18 protein-coding genes are annotated in these 15,711 nt (G+C 74.0%); 9 read left to right on the plus strand and 9 right to left on the minus strand.

The features are described 5' to 3' along the window. Positions 1–5: 5 nt before the first annotated feature. Genes ABT026_RS17225 through ABT026_RS17235 form a run of 3 tightly spaced genes read left to right on the plus strand, consistent with a single transcriptional unit; the run spans position 6 to position 3,432 of the window. On the plus strand, positions 6–998 hold the full coding sequence (locus ABT026_RS17225; RefSeq protein ID WP_351115317.1) for a carbohydrate ABC transporter permease: 993 nt from the start codon (positions 6–8) through the stop codon (positions 996–998). Between the two features lie 12 nt (positions 999–1,010). After that, on the plus strand, positions 1,011–1,940 hold the full coding sequence (locus ABT026_RS17230; protein WP_351115318.1) for a carbohydrate ABC transporter permease: 930 nt from the start codon (positions 1,011–1,013) through the stop codon (positions 1,938–1,940). Between the two features lie 55 nt (positions 1,941–1,995). Next, entirely contained in the window at positions 1,996–3,432 is a 1,437-nt protein-coding gene (locus ABT026_RS17235) for a GH1 family beta-glucosidase (RefSeq protein WP_351115320.1), read from the plus strand. Positions 3,433–3,592: 160 nt separating this feature from the next. On the opposite strand, the gene ABT026_RS17240 is transcribed toward ABT026_RS17235, so the two are convergent. Next, the gene (locus tag ABT026_RS17240) at positions 3,593–3,937 is read right to left on the minus strand and encodes a DUF6233 domain-containing protein (protein ID WP_351115321.1); all 345 of its coding nucleotides are present in this window, start codon (positions 3,935–3,937) and stop codon (positions 3,593–3,595) included. A gap of 83 nt (positions 3,938–4,020) precedes the next feature. Between ABT026_RS17240 and ABT026_RS17245 the strand changes: the two genes are divergently transcribed. Next, positions 4,021–5,115, plus strand: coding sequence for a DUF2332 domain-containing protein (locus ABT026_RS17245; RefSeq protein ID WP_351115323.1), 1,095 nt, complete (start codon positions 4,021–4,023; stop codon positions 5,113–5,115). Between the two features lie 24 nt (positions 5,116–5,139). Here ABT026_RS17245 and ABT026_RS17250 read toward each other — a convergent pair whose 3' ends face one another. The 3 genes from ABT026_RS17250 to ABT026_RS17260 are packed head-to-tail and all read right to left on the minus strand — an operon-like array spanning position 5,140 to position 7,307. Then, positions 5,140–5,754 carry a DUF4865 family protein gene (locus ABT026_RS17250; RefSeq protein ID WP_351115324.1) on the minus strand — a complete coding sequence of 205 codons (615 nt, stop codon included), beginning with the start codon at positions 5,752–5,754 and terminating at the stop codon, positions 5,140–5,142. Positions 5,755–5,809: 55 nt separating this feature from the next. After that, positions 5,810–6,376: a TetR/AcrR family transcriptional regulator gene (locus ABT026_RS17255; RefSeq protein ID WP_351115325.1), complete on the minus strand. Its 567-nt coding sequence runs from the start codon at positions 6,374–6,376 to the stop codon at positions 5,810–5,812. Positions 6,377–6,392: 16 nt separating this feature from the next. Then, entirely contained in the window at positions 6,393–7,307 is a 915-nt protein-coding gene (locus ABT026_RS17260) for an SDR family NAD(P)-dependent oxidoreductase (RefSeq protein WP_351115327.1), read from the minus strand. A gap of 154 nt (positions 7,308–7,461) precedes the next feature. Between ABT026_RS17260 and ABT026_RS17265 the strand changes: the two genes are divergently transcribed. Both ABT026_RS17265 and ABT026_RS17270 read left to right on the plus strand, forming a co-directional pair. Then, positions 7,462–8,226 (plus strand): helix-turn-helix transcriptional regulator, encoded by a 765-nt coding sequence (locus ABT026_RS17265; RefSeq protein ID WP_351115329.1) that lies wholly within the window; start codon positions 7,462–7,464, stop codon positions 8,224–8,226. Positions 8,227–8,235: 9 nt separating this feature from the next. Next, on the plus strand, positions 8,236–9,582 hold the full coding sequence (locus ABT026_RS17270) for a hypothetical protein (RefSeq protein ID WP_351115330.1): 1,347 nt from the start codon (positions 8,236–8,238) through the stop codon (positions 9,580–9,582). Positions 9,583–9,667: 85 nt separating this feature from the next. On the opposite strand, the gene ABT026_RS17275 is transcribed toward ABT026_RS17270, so the two are convergent. The 3 genes from ABT026_RS17275 to ABT026_RS17285 all read right to left on the minus strand — a co-directional run bounded on the left by ABT026_RS17275 (position 9,668) and on the right by ABT026_RS17285 (position 12,281). Beyond that, positions 9,668–10,354: an HAD family hydrolase gene (locus ABT026_RS17275; protein ID WP_351115331.1), complete on the minus strand. Its 687-nt coding sequence runs from the start codon at positions 10,352–10,354 to the stop codon at positions 9,668–9,670. Then, entirely contained in the window at positions 10,341–11,138 is a 798-nt protein-coding gene (locus ABT026_RS17280) for an aminoglycoside adenylyltransferase family protein (RefSeq protein ID WP_351115332.1), read from the minus strand. The genes ABT026_RS17275 and ABT026_RS17280 overlap by 14 nt, the downstream gene beginning before the upstream one ends. Positions 11,139–11,252: 114 nt before the next feature. Further along, positions 11,253–12,281 carry a saccharopine dehydrogenase family protein gene (locus tag ABT026_RS17285; protein ID WP_351115333.1) on the minus strand — a complete coding sequence of 343 codons (1,029 nt, stop codon included), beginning with the start codon at positions 12,279–12,281 and terminating at the stop codon, positions 11,253–11,255. Positions 12,282–12,405: 124 nt separating this feature from the next. On the opposite strand from ABT026_RS17285, the gene ABT026_RS17290 reads away from it, so the two are divergent. From ABT026_RS17290 to ABT026_RS17300, 3 genes are all read left to right on the plus strand, one after another. After that, a complete protein-coding gene (locus tag ABT026_RS17290) occupies positions 12,406–13,353 on the plus strand; it encodes a helix-turn-helix domain-containing protein (RefSeq protein ID WP_351115334.1) in 948 nt (315 codons plus the stop codon). Between the two features lie 108 nt (positions 13,354–13,461). Further along, positions 13,462–14,325, plus strand: a complete 864-nt coding sequence (locus ABT026_RS17295; RefSeq protein ID WP_351115335.1) for a site-specific integrase — start codon at positions 13,462–13,464, stop codon at positions 14,323–14,325. A 56-nt stretch (positions 14,326–14,381) separates the two neighbouring features. Beyond that, positions 14,382–14,744, plus strand: a complete 363-nt coding sequence (locus ABT026_RS17300; protein WP_351115336.1) for a hypothetical protein — start codon at positions 14,382–14,384, stop codon at positions 14,742–14,744. Between the two features lie 140 nt (positions 14,745–14,884). On the opposite strand, the gene ABT026_RS17305 is transcribed toward ABT026_RS17300, so the two are convergent. Together ABT026_RS17305 and ABT026_RS17310 are read right to left on the minus strand one after the other, a co-directional pair. Next, positions 14,885–15,406, minus strand: a complete 522-nt coding sequence (locus ABT026_RS17305) for a hypothetical protein (protein ID WP_351115337.1) — start codon at positions 15,404–15,406, stop codon at positions 14,885–14,887. After that, the gene (locus tag ABT026_RS17310; protein ID WP_351115339.1) at positions 15,403–15,678 is read right to left on the minus strand and encodes a helix-turn-helix domain-containing protein; all 276 of its coding nucleotides are present in this window, start codon (positions 15,676–15,678) and stop codon (positions 15,403–15,405) included. The genes ABT026_RS17305 and ABT026_RS17310 overlap by 4 nt, the downstream gene beginning before the upstream one ends. Between the last annotated feature and the right edge of the window lie 33 nt (positions 15,679–15,711).

Below are 15,711 nucleotides of genomic sequence, written 5' to 3' on the forward strand. Positions count from 1 at the left end.
GTCCGGTGGCCACCTCCACCACCAAGGCCCAGACCGGCGAGGGACGCGAAGGCCCTGCACCGAAGCCCGGTTCCGACGGCCGGCGCCGTCGCGGCGCCCTGCTGCACCGGCTGGACATCAAGGGCGCGCCCTACGCGTTCGTCGCGCCGTTCTTCGTCGTGTTCGCGGCGTTCAGCTTCTACCCGCTCGTGTACACCTCCTGGATCTCCCTGCACCGGGTGGAGCTGGCCACTCTGGACATCATGGAGTGGGTGGCGTTCGACAACTACGTGGCGCTCTGGGGCGACTCGCGGTTCTGGAACGCGCTGGGCAACACCATCACCATCGGCATCCTCTCCACGGTGCCGCAGTTGCTGATGGCTCTCGGTCTCGCGCACCTGCTCAACTTCAAGATGCGGGGCTCGCTGTTCTTCCGCGTCGCCTCGCTCGTGCCGTACGCCACCTCGGTCGGCGCCGCCGCCCTGGTGTTCACCATGCTCTTCGAGCGCGACTTCGGCATGATCAACTGGGCGCTCGGCTCGGTCGGCATCGACCCGGTGAACTGGGAGTCCGACAAGTGGCCCGCCCAGTTCGCGATCTCCACGATCGTCATCTGGCGCTGGACCGGTTACAACGCGCTGCTCTACCTGGCCGCCATGCAGGCCATCCCCGTCGAGCGCTACGAGGCCGCCGGCATCGACGGCGCCTCCCGCTGGCAGCAGTTCATCCACGTCACGGTGCCGGGGATCCGCTCCACGGTGGTCTTCACCATCGTGCTGTCCACCATCGGCGCGACCCAGCTCTTCGGCGAGCCGCTGATCTTCGGCCAGGGCCCCAACGGCATCACCGGCGGCGCGGACAACCAGTACCAGACGCTGGGACTCCTCCTCTACGAGGAGGGCTGGAAGAACTACCAGATGGGCCGCTCCGCGACCGTCGCCTGGGCGATGTTCCTGCTCCTCATCATCGTCTTCGCGGCCCAGGCACTGATCAAGCGCCTGCGCTCCCGCACGTCCTGACCAGGAGACTCCATGACCACAGAAAGCCTCTCGGTCCGGACGAACGCACCGGCCGGGACCACCACCCCGGTGAAGCCCCCCACCGGCCGCCCCGGCCGCTTCGCGCTGCGCCAGCGCGCCGGCCGCCAGCACCACGCGGGCCCGCTCGCCTACATCCTGCTCGGGATCACGGCGCTCCTGTCGATCTTCCCGCTGTACTGGACGATGGTGGCGGCCTCCACCGACAACACCCGCGTCAGCGAGACCCCGCCGCCGTTCCTGCCCGGCCCCAACCTCTTCAGCAACCTGGCCCGCGCCTGGGACGAGGCGGCCATGGGCAAGGCCATGCTCAACAGCCTGATCGTGGCCGGCGTCATCGCCCTGTCCACGGTGATGTTCGCGACGCTGGCCGGATTCGCCTTCGCCAAGCTGCGTTTCAAGGGCCGCAACGTCCTGCTGATGCTGGTCATCGGCACCATGATGGTCCCGCCGCAGCTGGGCGTCGTGCCGCTGTTCATGATGATGGCCGAGCTGGGCTGGTCGCAGCAGCTGCCCGCCGTCATCTTCCCGACGCTGGTGAGCGCGGTCGGCGTGTTCTTCATGCGCCAGTACCTCTCGGAGGCGCTGCCCGACGAGCTCGTCGAGGCCGGCCGCATCGACGGCGCCCACTCGCTGCGCATCTTCTGGAGCATCGTGCTCCCCGTCGCGCGGCCCGCGATGGCGGTCCTGTTCATGATCACCTTCGTGCACGCCTGGAACGACTTCTTCTGGCCGTTCGTCGTGCTCGACATGACCAACCCCACGGTCCCCGTCGCGCTCACCCAGCTCAGCGCGGGCTACATCCGCGACCAGTCCCTCATCATGGCGGGCGCGCTGCTGGGCACCCTGCCCCTGCTGGTGATGTTCATCGTCTTCGGCCGACAGATCGTCAGCGGCGTCATGGCGGGCGCCGTCAAGGGCTGAACCGCCGCCGCAGGAACCCTCCCCCCTCCTTCCTTCGAACGTGAAAAGGAAACACATGGTCACCGCTGATCAGGCCGCCTCCACCCCCGGCGCCGACCTCACCTTCCCCGAGGGCTTCCTCTGGGGATCCGCGACCGCCTCGTACCAGATCGAGGGCGCGGCCGCCGAGGACGGCCGCACGCCGTCCATCTGGGACACCTACTCCCGTACCCCGGGCAAGGTCCGCAACGGCGACACCGGAGACATCGCGACCGACCACTACCACCGCTGGCGCGAGGACGTCGCGCTGATGTCCGAGCTCGGCATCGGCGCCTACCGCTTCTCCCTCGCCTGGCCGCGGATCCAGCCCACCGGGCGGGGCCCCGCCGTGCAGAAGGGCCTCGACTTCTACCGCCGCCTGGTCGACGAGCTGCTGGAGAAGGGCATCCAGCCGGTGGCGACCCTCTACCACTGGGACCTCCCGCAGGAGCTCGAGGACGCGGGCGGCTGGCCGGAGCGCTCCACCGCCGAGCGGTTCGCCGAGTACGCGGCCCTGGCCGCGGACGCCCTGGGCGACCGGGTGAAGACCTGGACCACCCTCAACGAGCCCTGGTGCAGCGCCTTCCTCGGCTACGGCTCCGGCGTGCACGCCCCCGGCCGCACCGACCCGGTCGACGCCCTGCGCGCCGCCCACCACCTCAACCTCGGCCACGGCCTGGCGGTGCAGGCGCTGCGCAGCCGGATCCCCGCCGACGCGCAGTGCTCGGTCACGCTCAACATCCACCACGTGCGCCCCCTCACCCAGGACGCCGCCGACGTCGACGCCGCCCGCCGCATCGACGCGCTGGCCAACCGCGTGTTCACCGGCCCGATGCTGAACGGCGCCTACCCGGAGGACCTCCTCAAGGACACCGCCCAGCTCACCGACTGGTCCTTCGTCCACGACGGCGACCTGGCCGAGATCCACCAGCCGCTGGACTTCCTCGGCGTGAACTACTACTCGCCGACCCTGGTCTCCCGCGCCGACGGCAGCGGCACCCACAACTCCGACGGCCACGGCCGCAGCGCCCACAGCCCGTGGCCGGCCGCCGAAGAGGTGGCGTTCCACCAGCCGCCCGGCGACACCACCGCCATGGGCTGGGCGATCGACGCCTCCGGCATGTACGAGCTGCTGCGCCGCCTCGGCTCGGACTTCCCCGAGCTGCCGCTGATCATCACGGAGAACGGCGCCGCCTTCGACGACTACGCCGACCCCAACGGCGAGGTCAAGGACCCCGGGCGCATCGCGTACGTCCGCGACCACCTGGCCGCCGTCCACCGTGCCGTCCAGGACGGCACGGACGTGCGGGGCTACTTCCTGTGGTCACTGCTGGACAACTTCGAGTGGGGCTACGGCTACAGCAAGCGCTTCGGCGCCGTCTACGTCGACTACCCGACCGGCAGGCGCATCCCCAAGGCCAGCGCCCGCTGGTACTCCCAGGTCGCCCGGACCGGCATCGTGCCCGGAGCCTGACAGCCCGGCCACCGACCTGGTGCGGCGTCCCACAGCCCGCATGTCGCCGCACCGCGGACCCGCCCCCGAACGCCCGCTCTCCCGGGCCCGGGGGCGGGCCTGTTTCCCGCGCGGCGGCCCCGGCGGCCCGCCGCGCGGGAAACCGCCGGGCGACCGCTCGTCACTCAAGCAGACCGAGCTCCGTGTCCGGCCGGCACTGCGGACACGGCTGCACCCCCTCGGCCAGAGCGCGCAGCGCCTGCTCGCGCGCGACGCCCCGGCTGCGCCGGCCGCCGCTCCAGCACCCGCCGACGTGGACGTAGACGGGGGAGCGGCCGCCGAGCCCGTGCTCGACCAGCCACTCGGCCTCCGGCGGTCCGTCGCGCTCCGCGCGCCGCCGGGCCACCGCGGCGCGCTGCTCCTCCTGCGCGATCCACCCACGGGTGCGCTCGAGGTCGCGCAGCTGCACCCTCTCCAGGAAGCGCAGGAGGGCGAGCCGTGAGGGCTCGGCATCGGACTCGGTCACGTATTCGAGTATACGTTCGAACAGTCGCAGTGGGTTCCGGCGACCCGACGAAACCGCTGGCAGACTCCTCCTAGACTGACCGGATGCCAGGCAGCAGGCCCGCATCCCCGGGTGGAACCCGGACCCTCACCGACACCTACCGCCGCTTCGGCGAGTCCGACGCCGCCAAGGCCTCACCGCTGTCCGCGCACGTCGCCCTCGCCCTGAGCGCCTCCCCCTCGGCCCTGCGCGTCCTCGACACGGCACCCGCGCGCCGCCGCGGCCCTCGGCTGATCCTCGCCGCCCTGCACGACCTCGCCCTCGCCGGCCGGGCCCCCGCACTGGCGGCCGCCTACCGAGCCCGGGACGCCGAGGCCGCCGCCGCGGCAGCGGTCGACACCCTCCTGCGCTGCGCCGACGCGGTCGTGGCCACCGCCGCGCGACGCCGGACCCCGGCCGACATGAGCGGGCGCCACACCGTTCTGCGCCCGCTCGTCGCCGAGGCCGCGCACCGCCTCGACGCCCGCGCGATCGCACTGATCGACCTCGAATGCGCCGCGGGCTTCAACCTCGACGTCCACCGCGCGGTCGTCGCCTACGACAACGGTCAGACACTGGGCGACCCCTCGTCGCCCGTGCGCCGCACGGCCTCGGTCGTGGGGGACCGGCCCCTGCCGGAACGAGCCCTGCCCGAGGTCGTCGCCCGCCTCGGCCTCGACGCGCACCCCGTGGACGTCACCGACGCGACCGAGGCCCGCTGGCTTCGCGCGGGCCGGTGGCCGGACCGCCCGGAGGAGATCGCCGCACTCGAGGCGGAGATCGCCCTGGCCGCCGCGGACCCCCCGCTGCTTCTGGCCGGGGACGTGCTCGACACCCTGCCCGAGGCGTTCGCGCGGGTCCCCGCCGACGCCCTCCCCGTCGTGACCACCACCTGGGCGCTCTCCCGCCTGCGCCCCCAGCGGCGCCTGCGCTTCCTGGACCACCTGCGGGACGCCGCGCACGCCCGGCTGGTGGCCTGGGTATCCGCGGAAGGGGTCGGGGTCGCCCCCACGGTCCCCACTCTGGGCGACCGGCCCGCCTCCGGCCACAGCATCCTCGGCCTCGCGCTGTTCGACGGACCGGACACCCGGACCACGGCGGTCGGCCGGTGCTGGTCCCAGGGCCGCATCCTGAGCTGGCCGGCCGGCGGCGTCGACTGACGCTCCTCGCCCCGCCCGGGCTCCCTACCGGTTCCGCCCTTCGGGCAGACGGTCGAGCTCCGGGGCGGACAGGTGCAGCACCTCGTAGCGTTCCGTCGCCTCCACGTCGTCCGCGGAGGTCCCCGCCCACAGGACGAACCGCAGCAGCCGCCAGTGGTACGGGTCGACGGCCAGCGCGGCGGTGTGCACACCGTCGAGCCGGGACAGGCGGCGCAGTTCCTCGCTCTCCCGCTCGACCAGCGCGGACAGGCCCAGCCCCGTTCCGTCCGGATCGGCGTCCACGGCCACCGCGGTCAGCCGCCGCGACGCCGCCCGGACCGGGGCGGTGCGCGCCGGGCCGTCGTGGCAGGCGATGCCCGTCCAGTGCAGGACCTGGGGCCGGCCGAAGTCGCGCACGATGTTCTGGAAGCCGCCACCTCCGACCAGGAACCGGGCCATCGCCCCCGGCTCGTTCCACAGGTAGAACGGCGCGTACTGGTTGACCGGGGAGCCGTCGACGCCGCGTTCCCGGATCGCATAGGCCTTCAGTCCCAACCCGGCGCGGTCGTCCAGGACATGCCCGCCCCTGGCCACGCGGTCGCGGATGATCCCCATGTCGTAGTCGGCGGGCAGGGTGATCTCGTACTGCTTGGCGTACACGGCGGTGACCTTCCGAAGGAGTGGGCGGGGAGGGCGGGGGGACCGGCGCGGCCGGTCAGGGGCGGACGTACGCGGCGAGCAGTCCGAGCACACCGTCGACGGCCAGGTCGAACGGCTCGACCGAGGCGGCGGCCCGCGCCAGCACGTACCCGCCCTGGAGCACCGCCACCGTCGTCGCCGCCACGGCCCGCGGGTCCAGGGCCGCGTCCAGCTCGCCCCGTTCACACCCCTCGGCCAGCACCTGCGCGAGCCGTTCACGCAGCCAGGCCAGCGTCCGGTCGACCGGCTCCCGCAGCACGGGGTCCGCCATGACCTCCGGATCCTGGGTGAGACGCCCGATCGGACACCCCCTCAGCACGTCCCGCTCCCGGCGCAGAAAGGCGGTCACCCGCTCCACCGGGCTCCCGCTCCCGGACAGCTGCTCCTCGGCCCTGGCGCGCATCTCCTCGGCCGTCCGGCCGATGGCGGCCAGCGCCAACTCCCGCTTCCCGGCGAAGTGGTGGTACATGCTGCCCTGTCCGACGCCGGCCAGCTGCTGGATGCCCTTCGGGCTGGTGCCGGTGTACCCGCGCTCCCACAGCAGTGCGCGGGTGCTTTCGACGAGACGTTCCGCTGCGTTCACGCGAGCAGTGTACCTACTAGTAGGTACAGAACTCCTCGAGCACCGCCCACAGTTCGGCCTCACGGTGCGCGTCGTAGGACTCCGGTGACGAAGGAGCCGCCCGGTCGCGGTCGACGTACGAGCCGGACGGCGCCCGGACAGCGCCGAGGACGATGTCGGCGAGACGCCGGCCGGCGGTGCGGGGGCCCGTGGCGAGCGGCGTGAGGGTCAGCGCCGGCAGCACGTACCGCACCGCGACGCGGGCGGCACGGCCCGCGTCACGGGCGAGTCCCGTGGCGGGGACGAACCCGGGGTTGTACGCCACGGCCTCGACCCCGGCCGGCAACCGGCGCGCGTACTCGTGCACCAGGTGGATCACCGCCAGCTTGCTCGTCGCGTACGCGGTGCGCCCCGCCGTCGCCGTCCCCGACGGGGCGAAGGCGCCGGGGCGAGCCAGCACGCGCGGAGACCGCCAGGCCGGGCCCGGCACCATGCCCAGGTTGTGCCGGAGATCCCCGAAGTGGGTGTCGCCGGCGGTGAGCACGATCCGGGAGGGCGCGGAGAACCGGTCCCACAGCAGGCGCACGAACAGGTGGTTGGCCAGCACGTTGACGGCGAACGTGGCCTCCAGACCCTCGGGCGTCACGGTCTGCGCGTCGGTGTACTGGACGCCCGCGTTGCCGACGAAGGCGCGCAGCGGCGGCAGCGAGCCTTGGTCGAGCCGGTCAGTGATCTCCGCGACGGCCGCACGGACGCCCGACCGCGAGCCGAGATCGGCGGTGCCCTGCGAGACCTGCCCCTCCACCTCACCGAGCCACCCGGCCGGGCCCCGGCCGGAGGCGTCACGGACGACGACGAGCAGGTGGGCGTCGGGCGCGCGACGCGACAACGCCTGGGCCGCCGCCCGGCCGATGCCCCGGCTCGCACCCGTCATCACGATCGTGTACCGCACCGCACCACTCCTCAGCCGCCCTGCCGCCGGAGCCCACCCGGCTCCGGCACCGCCCCACGGTCGCCTGCCGCGGCGGCGTCGTGCCAGCGCCCTGCCCGTCCCTGGGACCGGCAGTACCCAGGCTGACGCGGTCCGCGGCGGCGAGAATGTCCCCATGCCCTCCGCCCCGACCGACTTCGCCGCCCTGCTCCATGCCTGGCGCGACCGGCTGTCCCCGGCCGACGCGGGCATCACCGTCACGACGGGACGCCGCGCGCCCGGACTGCGCCGTGAGGAACTCGCCCAACTGGCCGGTATCTCCGTCGACCACGTCCTGCGCCTCGAACAGGGACGCGCGAAGAACCCCTCGGCCCAGGTCGTCGGAGCCCTCGCCCGGGCCCTCCGGCTCACCCGCGCCGAACGCGACCAGCTCCACCGCAGCGCCGGACTCCTGCCGCCTCGCGACGGGACCGTCGGAACCCACGTGCCGCCCGGCGTCCGACGGCTCGTCGAGCGCCTGGACGACGTCCCCGCCGGGGTGTTCGCGGCGGACTGGACCCTGCTGTGCTGGAACCCGGCCTGGAGCGCCCTGCACGGCGACCCGTGTGCCCTGCCCGCCGCCGAACGCAACCTGGCCCGCGCGCTCTTCGGTGGCGGCGCCGCCCGTGCCAGGACGTACGCCGTCCGGTCCGAACGCGGCGCCGACGCCTTCGCCGCCTCCCTCGTCGCCGACCTCAAGGACGCCGCCTCCCGCTGTCCCGAGGACCGGGATCTCGCCCGTCTGCTGAGTGAACTGCGTGACTCCTCGCCGGACTTCGACCGGCTCTGGTCCATCCCCACGGCTGCCGCCGGGAGCGCGGACGCCCTCGCGCTGGACCTGCTCCGCGCCACAGCCGACCCGGCCCCCACCGCACCACCCCCTGTCGGTCCCCGCCGATAGCGTGCGCCCATGCCCCTCGACCACGACCTCGCCGCCCGCATGGCGCAGCCGGACTTCTGGCCCCTGTACTCCTTCGACGCCACCGCGGTCCGCGCCCACGACGAAGCGCGGGGGGAGGCGGGAGAAGAGGACGAGGAGGAGTTCCGCACCCGCTTCCTGCCGGCCCGGGAGCTGGGCCTCGAGCTCAGGTTCGAGCCCGGCTTCTCGTACGTCGACCTGGCCGTGGTGTCCCCCGAAGCGGCGGAGCCCGAGATCGTGGGCTGGGACGACACCGCGCACTTCCATCCGCACGTCATGCCCTGGTCGGAGCTCGACCTGCTCTGCAGGGCGACGGCCCTCCATGACCCGACACTGCGTCACCCGGGCGCGATGTCCGCCCTGCTGCTCCGTTTCGCCTTCCTCACCGAGCAGGACGACCTCGACACGATCACCCCGTTCACCGACGCGGCCTTCGCCGAGACGTGCCCCCACCGGATCTCCGATGCCGTGGTGCTCTCCACCGGACCCGCCGGCACCGCACCTGCCGACCCCGCGCACGACATCGCACACGGTGCCGTGCGCGTCCGCGAGGAGACCCGCGCCTGGTTCGACCAGCGGGACCTGCGCGGCACCGGTGTCACCTGGTCCACCCGCCCGGACGGCCACCGCGCCGTGCACCAGGAGAAAGACTCCGGCACCCACCTGTACTCCTCGCGCGCACCCGAGGCGACCGAGGAGGAGTTCCCCTTCACCGCCTGGTCCCGGCTCCTGCGGGGCGCGACGCGGACCCTGGAGGACGCCGGAGCCCATCCGGCCCTCCGCCGCCCCGAGACACGCAGGGCCCTCGACCGCTGCGCCGAGCCGGACGGACACACCCAACTCAGCCGCCTCGCAACCGCGTTGCGTGCGGCGGGCCTGACGGAGGGGCCACTGCTGCGGGCCGTGACCCGGCCGTCGTCACGGGCGGAGGCCGCCTGGGCGGTGGAGACCTTGGCAGGCCTCCCACAAGGCCGGGTGGCGGCCGCCTGGTTCGGCCGGAGCCCTCTGGCGGACGCCCGCACCTGGTACCTCGACCTCACCCTGGCCGCCGCCGGACACGGAAGCCGCTTCGGCTCGACGTTCGCCGCGGAACTCTCCGCGGCGCTGGAGGAGACCGGCCTGGGCTGGGCGGAGACCACCGGCAGCACCTCCGTGCGGGACGCGAAGGGCGGCTACGTGCACGCGTCGGACCTGCTGACGGTCCTCGTCAGGGACGACCTCCCGGCGGCCGTCCGCGTCATCGCACGCCGACTCCAGGCACACGGAGCCGCACGGACGGCCGACCTCCGGCACTCCGGCGCACCCCGCGAGCGGATACCGCTCCCCGAACCGTCGTAGGGCGCCGACGCGGGCCCGTGCCCGGCGGAGAGCCGGACCCGGCGGGGAGCCGGACCCGGCCCGAGGTCGCGAGTCCCCCCGGGCCCTACCGCCGCCCGGAAGCGAGCACGTGGCTGATCGCGGCTACGACGTCCGGAGCCACATGGGTCGGTCGACAGGAGTCCCCGGCCCACGTCCGGCCGTTCGACACCCACACGCTCGACAGTCCGAGCGCGGCGGCCCCCGCGATGTCGGCGTGGGCCGAGTCGCCGATTACCCACGCGCCCGGCGCGGAGCGCACGGACGCCCCCACCGCCTCCGCGGCCGCCCGGAAGATCGCCGGGTCGGGCTTCGCGCAGCCCACCGCCTCGGACACCACCCACCCCTGCACCAGCCGGTCGAGACCGGTACGGCGCAACTTCGCCTTCTGCTGCACCGTGCGCCCGTTCGTCACGACCACACAGGTCCAGCCCTCGGCCACGGCTCGCTTCAGCGCCTCCCGGGCACCGGGAATCAGGACCACCCGATCGGCCGCACCCCGGTCCACCAGAGCGCGCACCGCAGCGGACGCGGCCCGCCCCCGGTACCGGTCGAGAAGGGCCGCCGCCACGTCCTCGCGCGTGGCGTAGCCGCCCGCGTCGAGCGCCATCGCCCACGCCAGATCGTCCGCGGGCAGACGCTGCTCCGCGAGGAACGCCGCGACGGCCGCGCGGAAGGCGGCGTCACGGTCGATCAAGGTGTTGTCCAGATCGATCATCAGCAGACCTGCCCCGACTGCCTCACGCCGCGTCATCGGCCAGTGCCTCCGTCGTCCCCGCGCCACCGGCGCCGCACCGCTCGATCACGGCAACCACGTACGCCACCCACTCGGGGACCCGCGCGAGGAGCTCCCCGTCCCAGGTCTCCTCGTGGTAGCCGCAGTGGAGGTAGAGATGCCTGGCATGCCGCAGGACGGGCCGGAGCCCGGTCGGCAGACGGTCCAGCACCCAGTCCGCCGCGGTGTCCTTGCGGCCGATCCGGCCGGTCCCGAGCGTGTACCAGACACGGGCCAGGGTCAGCAGGACGTTGCGGGTGTCCTCCTCGACGCTGTCCAGCAGTCCGGGCACCCCCTCCAGACAGGCCCGGACGATGTCCGCGTGCGGGACCTCGTCGAGCAGCTGGGCCGGTTCCGGCCCGGCGAGCGGTTTGTCACCGGCCAACGCCGTCGCGACCGTCAGCGCCAGGTCGGGAATGCGCCGCGGCCGCGGCACCAGTCCGGCCTCGTACGCGTCCCGAAGCCACTCGCCGTAGAGGAAGTCGCCCACCGGCGGGTACCGCCACGGGCGCACCTGCGACCGGACGACCACGGTGACCTCGAGCGGACGCAGCCCGTTGCGGGAACCCGAGATCGGCAGCAGTCCGGCGAGCAGGGCCCGCCGTCGCCGCTCGTCCATCCCCGTGCGGGTGACGAGCAACACGTCGACGTCGCTGGCCGGCCGCCACCCCCCGAGCACGGCCGACCCGTGCAGGTAGGCGCCGGCCAGGCCGCTCCCCAGCACCTTGTCGGCGAGGCGCACGACTTCCCGTGTCTGGTCCATCCCACGAGCATCGCCGGTGCGGCCCTCCGGCGCACGGTCTTTTCCGTCGGCCCGACCCGTCGGCCCCGTTGACCCGCCCCGTCGGTCCCGTCGGCCCCGGAGTGCCGGAGACCGTCAGCCGGAGAACTCCACCGACAGGTGCTCCGACAGCGCGCCCAGGAAGTCCGCCGCGTCGAAGATCTCACCGGCCGAGGCCACCCCCTTGGTGCGGATACGTCCCGAGAGGATGCGCTCCACCGCCTCGACCGCCAACGGGGCGGTCACGGCGTAGATGTCCCGGCCCCGTGCCACCGCCCGGCGTTCGACCCCGTCCTTGCGCACCACCACGTCGACGAGGAACGTCTGCGCCGAGCGGCCCCGCGCGTCGGAGGCGGACGCGACGGGGGAGGGGGTGTCGGGGGAGGCGATGTCCTGGGCGGCCTCGACGGTCATGTAGGTGCGGACCTCGGGCACCCGCAGGTGGCTCGGCACGGTGACGATGTCGGCCATCGAGAACTCGCCGATGACGGCACGCCGCCCCATCGGCTCCGGGAAGTTCCAGGTCGTCGTGGGCGCCGCGTCGTCCCGGTACTCCAGGCGACCGGCGGCGTAGCGGACCCGGCGGCCGCCACGACGACGGCGGGACACGGCGCCCGCGGCACGGGTGCCGGCCGTCGGGTGCCAGTGGTCCAGCCCGTACGCGATCTCCACCTCGTCGGCGGACGCCCAGTCCCCGAGCGCCGCGGTGGCCAGCAGGTCGCCGAGCCCGCCGTAGAAGGCCATCGCCGGAACGACCACCGCGCCCGCCTCACGGGCACGGTCCGCGAAGCCCTCGAAGGTGTCGGCGTTCGCCTCGATCTCGGCCGCCACGTCCACGTAGGGGATGCCGGCCCGCAGCGCCGCCTCGACGACGGGGGCCGCGGTGTCGGCGAACGGTCCCGCGCAGTTCACGACGGCCGCCGCGCCGGCCAGCGCGCGGTCCAGGGAGGCGGCGTCACCGGCGTCCGCCGGACGGGTCCGCGGACCGCCCACCGAGGCGGCGAACTCCTCGAGGCGCACGGCGTTCCGGCCGCTGAGCACGGGCACCAGGCCGCGGGCCGCCAACTCGGCCACGACGAAACGGCCGGTGTGCCCGTACGCCCCGAACACCACTACCTGGCGCATGACTTCTCCCTCGTCACCGGGCGGAGAGCCGAAGTGCCTCCGTCTGACCCGTCGCGCCCATCCTGGTGGGGGAGTTGACGCGATCGTGAGTGTCCGGAACGACACGACGCATACACTTCCGGACATGGACCACACCGTGGCGGTCGCTGTCACCGACGGCATGCTGAACTTCGAACTCGCCCTGGCTCTGGAGGTGTTCGGCAGCCCGCCCGACGCCGTGAAGGGCCCCTGGTACGAGCTGGTCGTCTGTGCGCCCCGGCCCGTGGGCAGCGGCAGGTTCCTCCTGGAACCCGACCACGGCCTCGAGAGGCTGCCGGACGCCGACACCGTGATCGTGCCGGGCTGGGCCGACATCGACCAGCCGCCGCCCACCGAACTCCTGACCGCGATACACGCCTCCCACGAGGCGGGCGCCCGCCTCGTGTCCCTGTGCACCGGGGCGTTCGTGCTGGCGGCCGCCGGCCTGCTGGACGGCCGCCGCGCCACCACGCACTGGGCGCACACCGCCGACCTCAAGGCCCGCCACCCCGGCGTGGACGTCGACCCCGACGTCCTCTACGTGGACGACGGCCGTGTGCTGACCTCGGCGGGCAAGGCCGCCGCGATGGATCTGTGCCTGCATCTGGTCCGCCAGGACCGCGGTTCCGCCGTCGCCAACGCGGTCGCCCGCCGGCTGGTCGTCCCGCCCCACCGCGACGGCGGCCAGGCCCAGTTCGTCACCACCCCGGTGCCTGCCCCCGCCCAGCACCCACTGGCCGACCTGCTGCCCTGGGCCATGGAGCGGCTCGACCAGCCGATCACCGTGGAGGACCTCGCACGCCGGGCCGGCATGAGCTCCCGCCACCTCACCCGCCACTTCCACTCGGTCAGCGGCACCACCCCGCTGCGGTGGCTGCTCACCCAGCGCATTCGACGCGCCCAGGAACTCCTGGAGACCACCGACGACGGCGTCGACACCATCGCCACCGCCACCGGCATGGGCACCGCCACCACCCTGCGCCGCCACTTCCACCGCACGGTGGGCGTGCCCCCGGACACCTACCGCCGCACCTTCCGCGCCCGGCCCCGCTGACGAACACCCGCCCGCCGCTCGCCCTCCCCGGATGCCCCGCGCGGTCGGACCACGCGGCCCCGCCCCGTACCCACCACCGGCACCGCGCGTCTTCCGTACCCTGGTCCCATGCCGACCGCGCCCGAGCCCGCCGCCGACCCCCACGCCTGGGCGAGCCAGGACGCCCGTGCGGCCGTCGAGGACTACCTCGAGGCGCTGAGCCGCGGCGGGTACGCCCCCGCGACGCGGCGACTGCGCGCCGGACTGCTCGGCGAGTTCCTCGACCACGCCCTCGACGCGGCGGGGACAGTCGCCCTCAGCGCCGGTCAACTCCTCGACCCGGACCGGGCGTCGGCGTGGCTGGAGGCGGCCGCCGCGGGGGAGACCCGCCGACGTAACACCTTGCGCGGACCGGACGCCCGGGCGTCGGAGGAGTCGCAGCGCGCCCGCGCCCAGAGCTACAACAGCCTCGCCGCCCACCTGGGAGCCCCGCACCGCCTCGACGTGGCGCCCCAGGGCATCGGCGAACGCCTCACCCCCACCGAGGCGGACCGGCTCCTGCACACCCTCGCCGTCAAGCGGCCCTCCGGAGCCAACGCGGCCACCAGCATCCGCACCGCCGCGGTGGCCGCCCTCGTCGCCCGCACCGGACGGACCGTCCCGGAACTGCACCGGCTCCGTACCGCCGACATCGACCTTCCGCGGCGCCTCGTCCACCTGGACACCGGCCCGGAACCCCTGGACGCCCGCACGGCCGAGATCCTCGGCCGCTGGCTCGACGTCCGCGGCCACATCACCGACCGCCTCGAGGGCAGCGACCCGGGCCACCTGTGGATCCCCACCAAGCCCGGACGCCCCCGCGACGGCGCCCGCGCCCTCAAGCCCGGCATCGCCCGCGCCGCCGTCCGCACGCTCCACGCCGCCCACCGCAACCTGGTCCTGCAACTCCTCGGCCGTCCCGTGCGGCCGGGCGCGCTGCTCCCGACGGACTGACCCGGATCGGCGCCGGCCCCTCCCTCCCGAACCGGACCACCGGCTACCGTGCACGGATGAACGCTGCACTGCCTGCCGACGTGACCGAAGCGCTGGACGCCGTCCTCGGCCCCGACAACGCCGTCCACGCCGCCTTACGGGCCCAGATACCGCACCTGACCGTCCGCACCCGCTGCACCTGCGGATGCGGCAGCGCCTACTTCCAGCTCGACACCGAGACCGTGGAACGCGCCCCCACCGGTCCCGGCACGGCGATCGCCGCCGAGGCCCGGTTCGTCATGGAGGACGGAACCTGCCCCGGTGAGGTCCTGCTGTTCGTCCAGGACGGCCATCTGTCCTGGCTGGAGGTCTGCACCTGGAGCGACGACACCGCGGTCTCGCTCGCGACCACCCTCCACCGACTGCGCCCCGTGCGCTGACCGGCCCGCTCCCCGAACGAGCGCTCCCGCACCCGGCGAGGGCCGGTCCGACGCGGGGGAGAGCCGTCCGCCGCGGGCACCCCGGCGCGACGAAAGCCGCCGGACGCGGTGGGCAGGTGCCGTCGGACGCGGCGGGGCCCTCATGCGCGGCGAGGCCCCCGGCCGCCCCCGGCCGCCCCGCGCCCTCCGAGACGCTCCCCGGCGGCGTGCCGCACCCGCCGTGTCCGCCCGTCCTCGGCCAGTACCCGCAGGACCTCCGGCGGCGCCGCCACGGCGACGACCCGCCACTGGAACCAGTCCGACGCCTGAAGCACCGCCTCGCGCCCCCACGACCGGCCGAGCACCACGGCACGCAGGAGCCGCCACTCCTCCACACGCCGGGCCAGGAAGGCATCCCCTCCCACCACCTCCACCAGCGTCTCCGTCCAGGCCTCGAACCCCGGCTCGGTGAGCAGCGCGGCCGCCCGCCGGTCCAGATGCTCCAGGACGGCCGACCGTGCCATCACCTCGTCCGGATCGGACAGCACCCGCCGGACGAGCGCGAGCTCAGCCCCTTCGCCCACCTGCCCCAGCGCGGCGCGGTACGCGGCGTACCGCCGGTGCTCGCTCGGCTCCCCGGGGCCGTCATGTCCGCAGTGCTCGGCCGCCCCGTCCCCGCTCATGCGGACAAGGCCTGCTCCTGGCCGTCGCTCTCCGGCGCGGCGGCCGCCGCCAACGCGTCCAGGGACAGGTCCAGCGCGGAGGCCAGGGCCGCGATGGTGAAGAAGGCAGGGGTCGGCGCCCTTCCCGTCTCGATCTTGCGCAGGGTCTCCGCCGAGACACCTGCCGCCGCCGCCACGTCGGCCATGCTCCGGTCGCCACGCGCGCGGCGCAGCAGCGCACCGAACCGCTCGCCGCGTTCACGTTCCCAGGGGGTCAGAGGAGTTCGCACCATGACCGTGATACTAATACCGGTATAAGTATTGGG

The sequence above is a fragment of the Streptomyces sp. NPDC002734 genome (genome assembly GCF_040295685.1).
Lineage (GTDB): Bacteria > Actinomycetota > Actinomycetes > Streptomycetales > Streptomycetaceae > Streptomyces.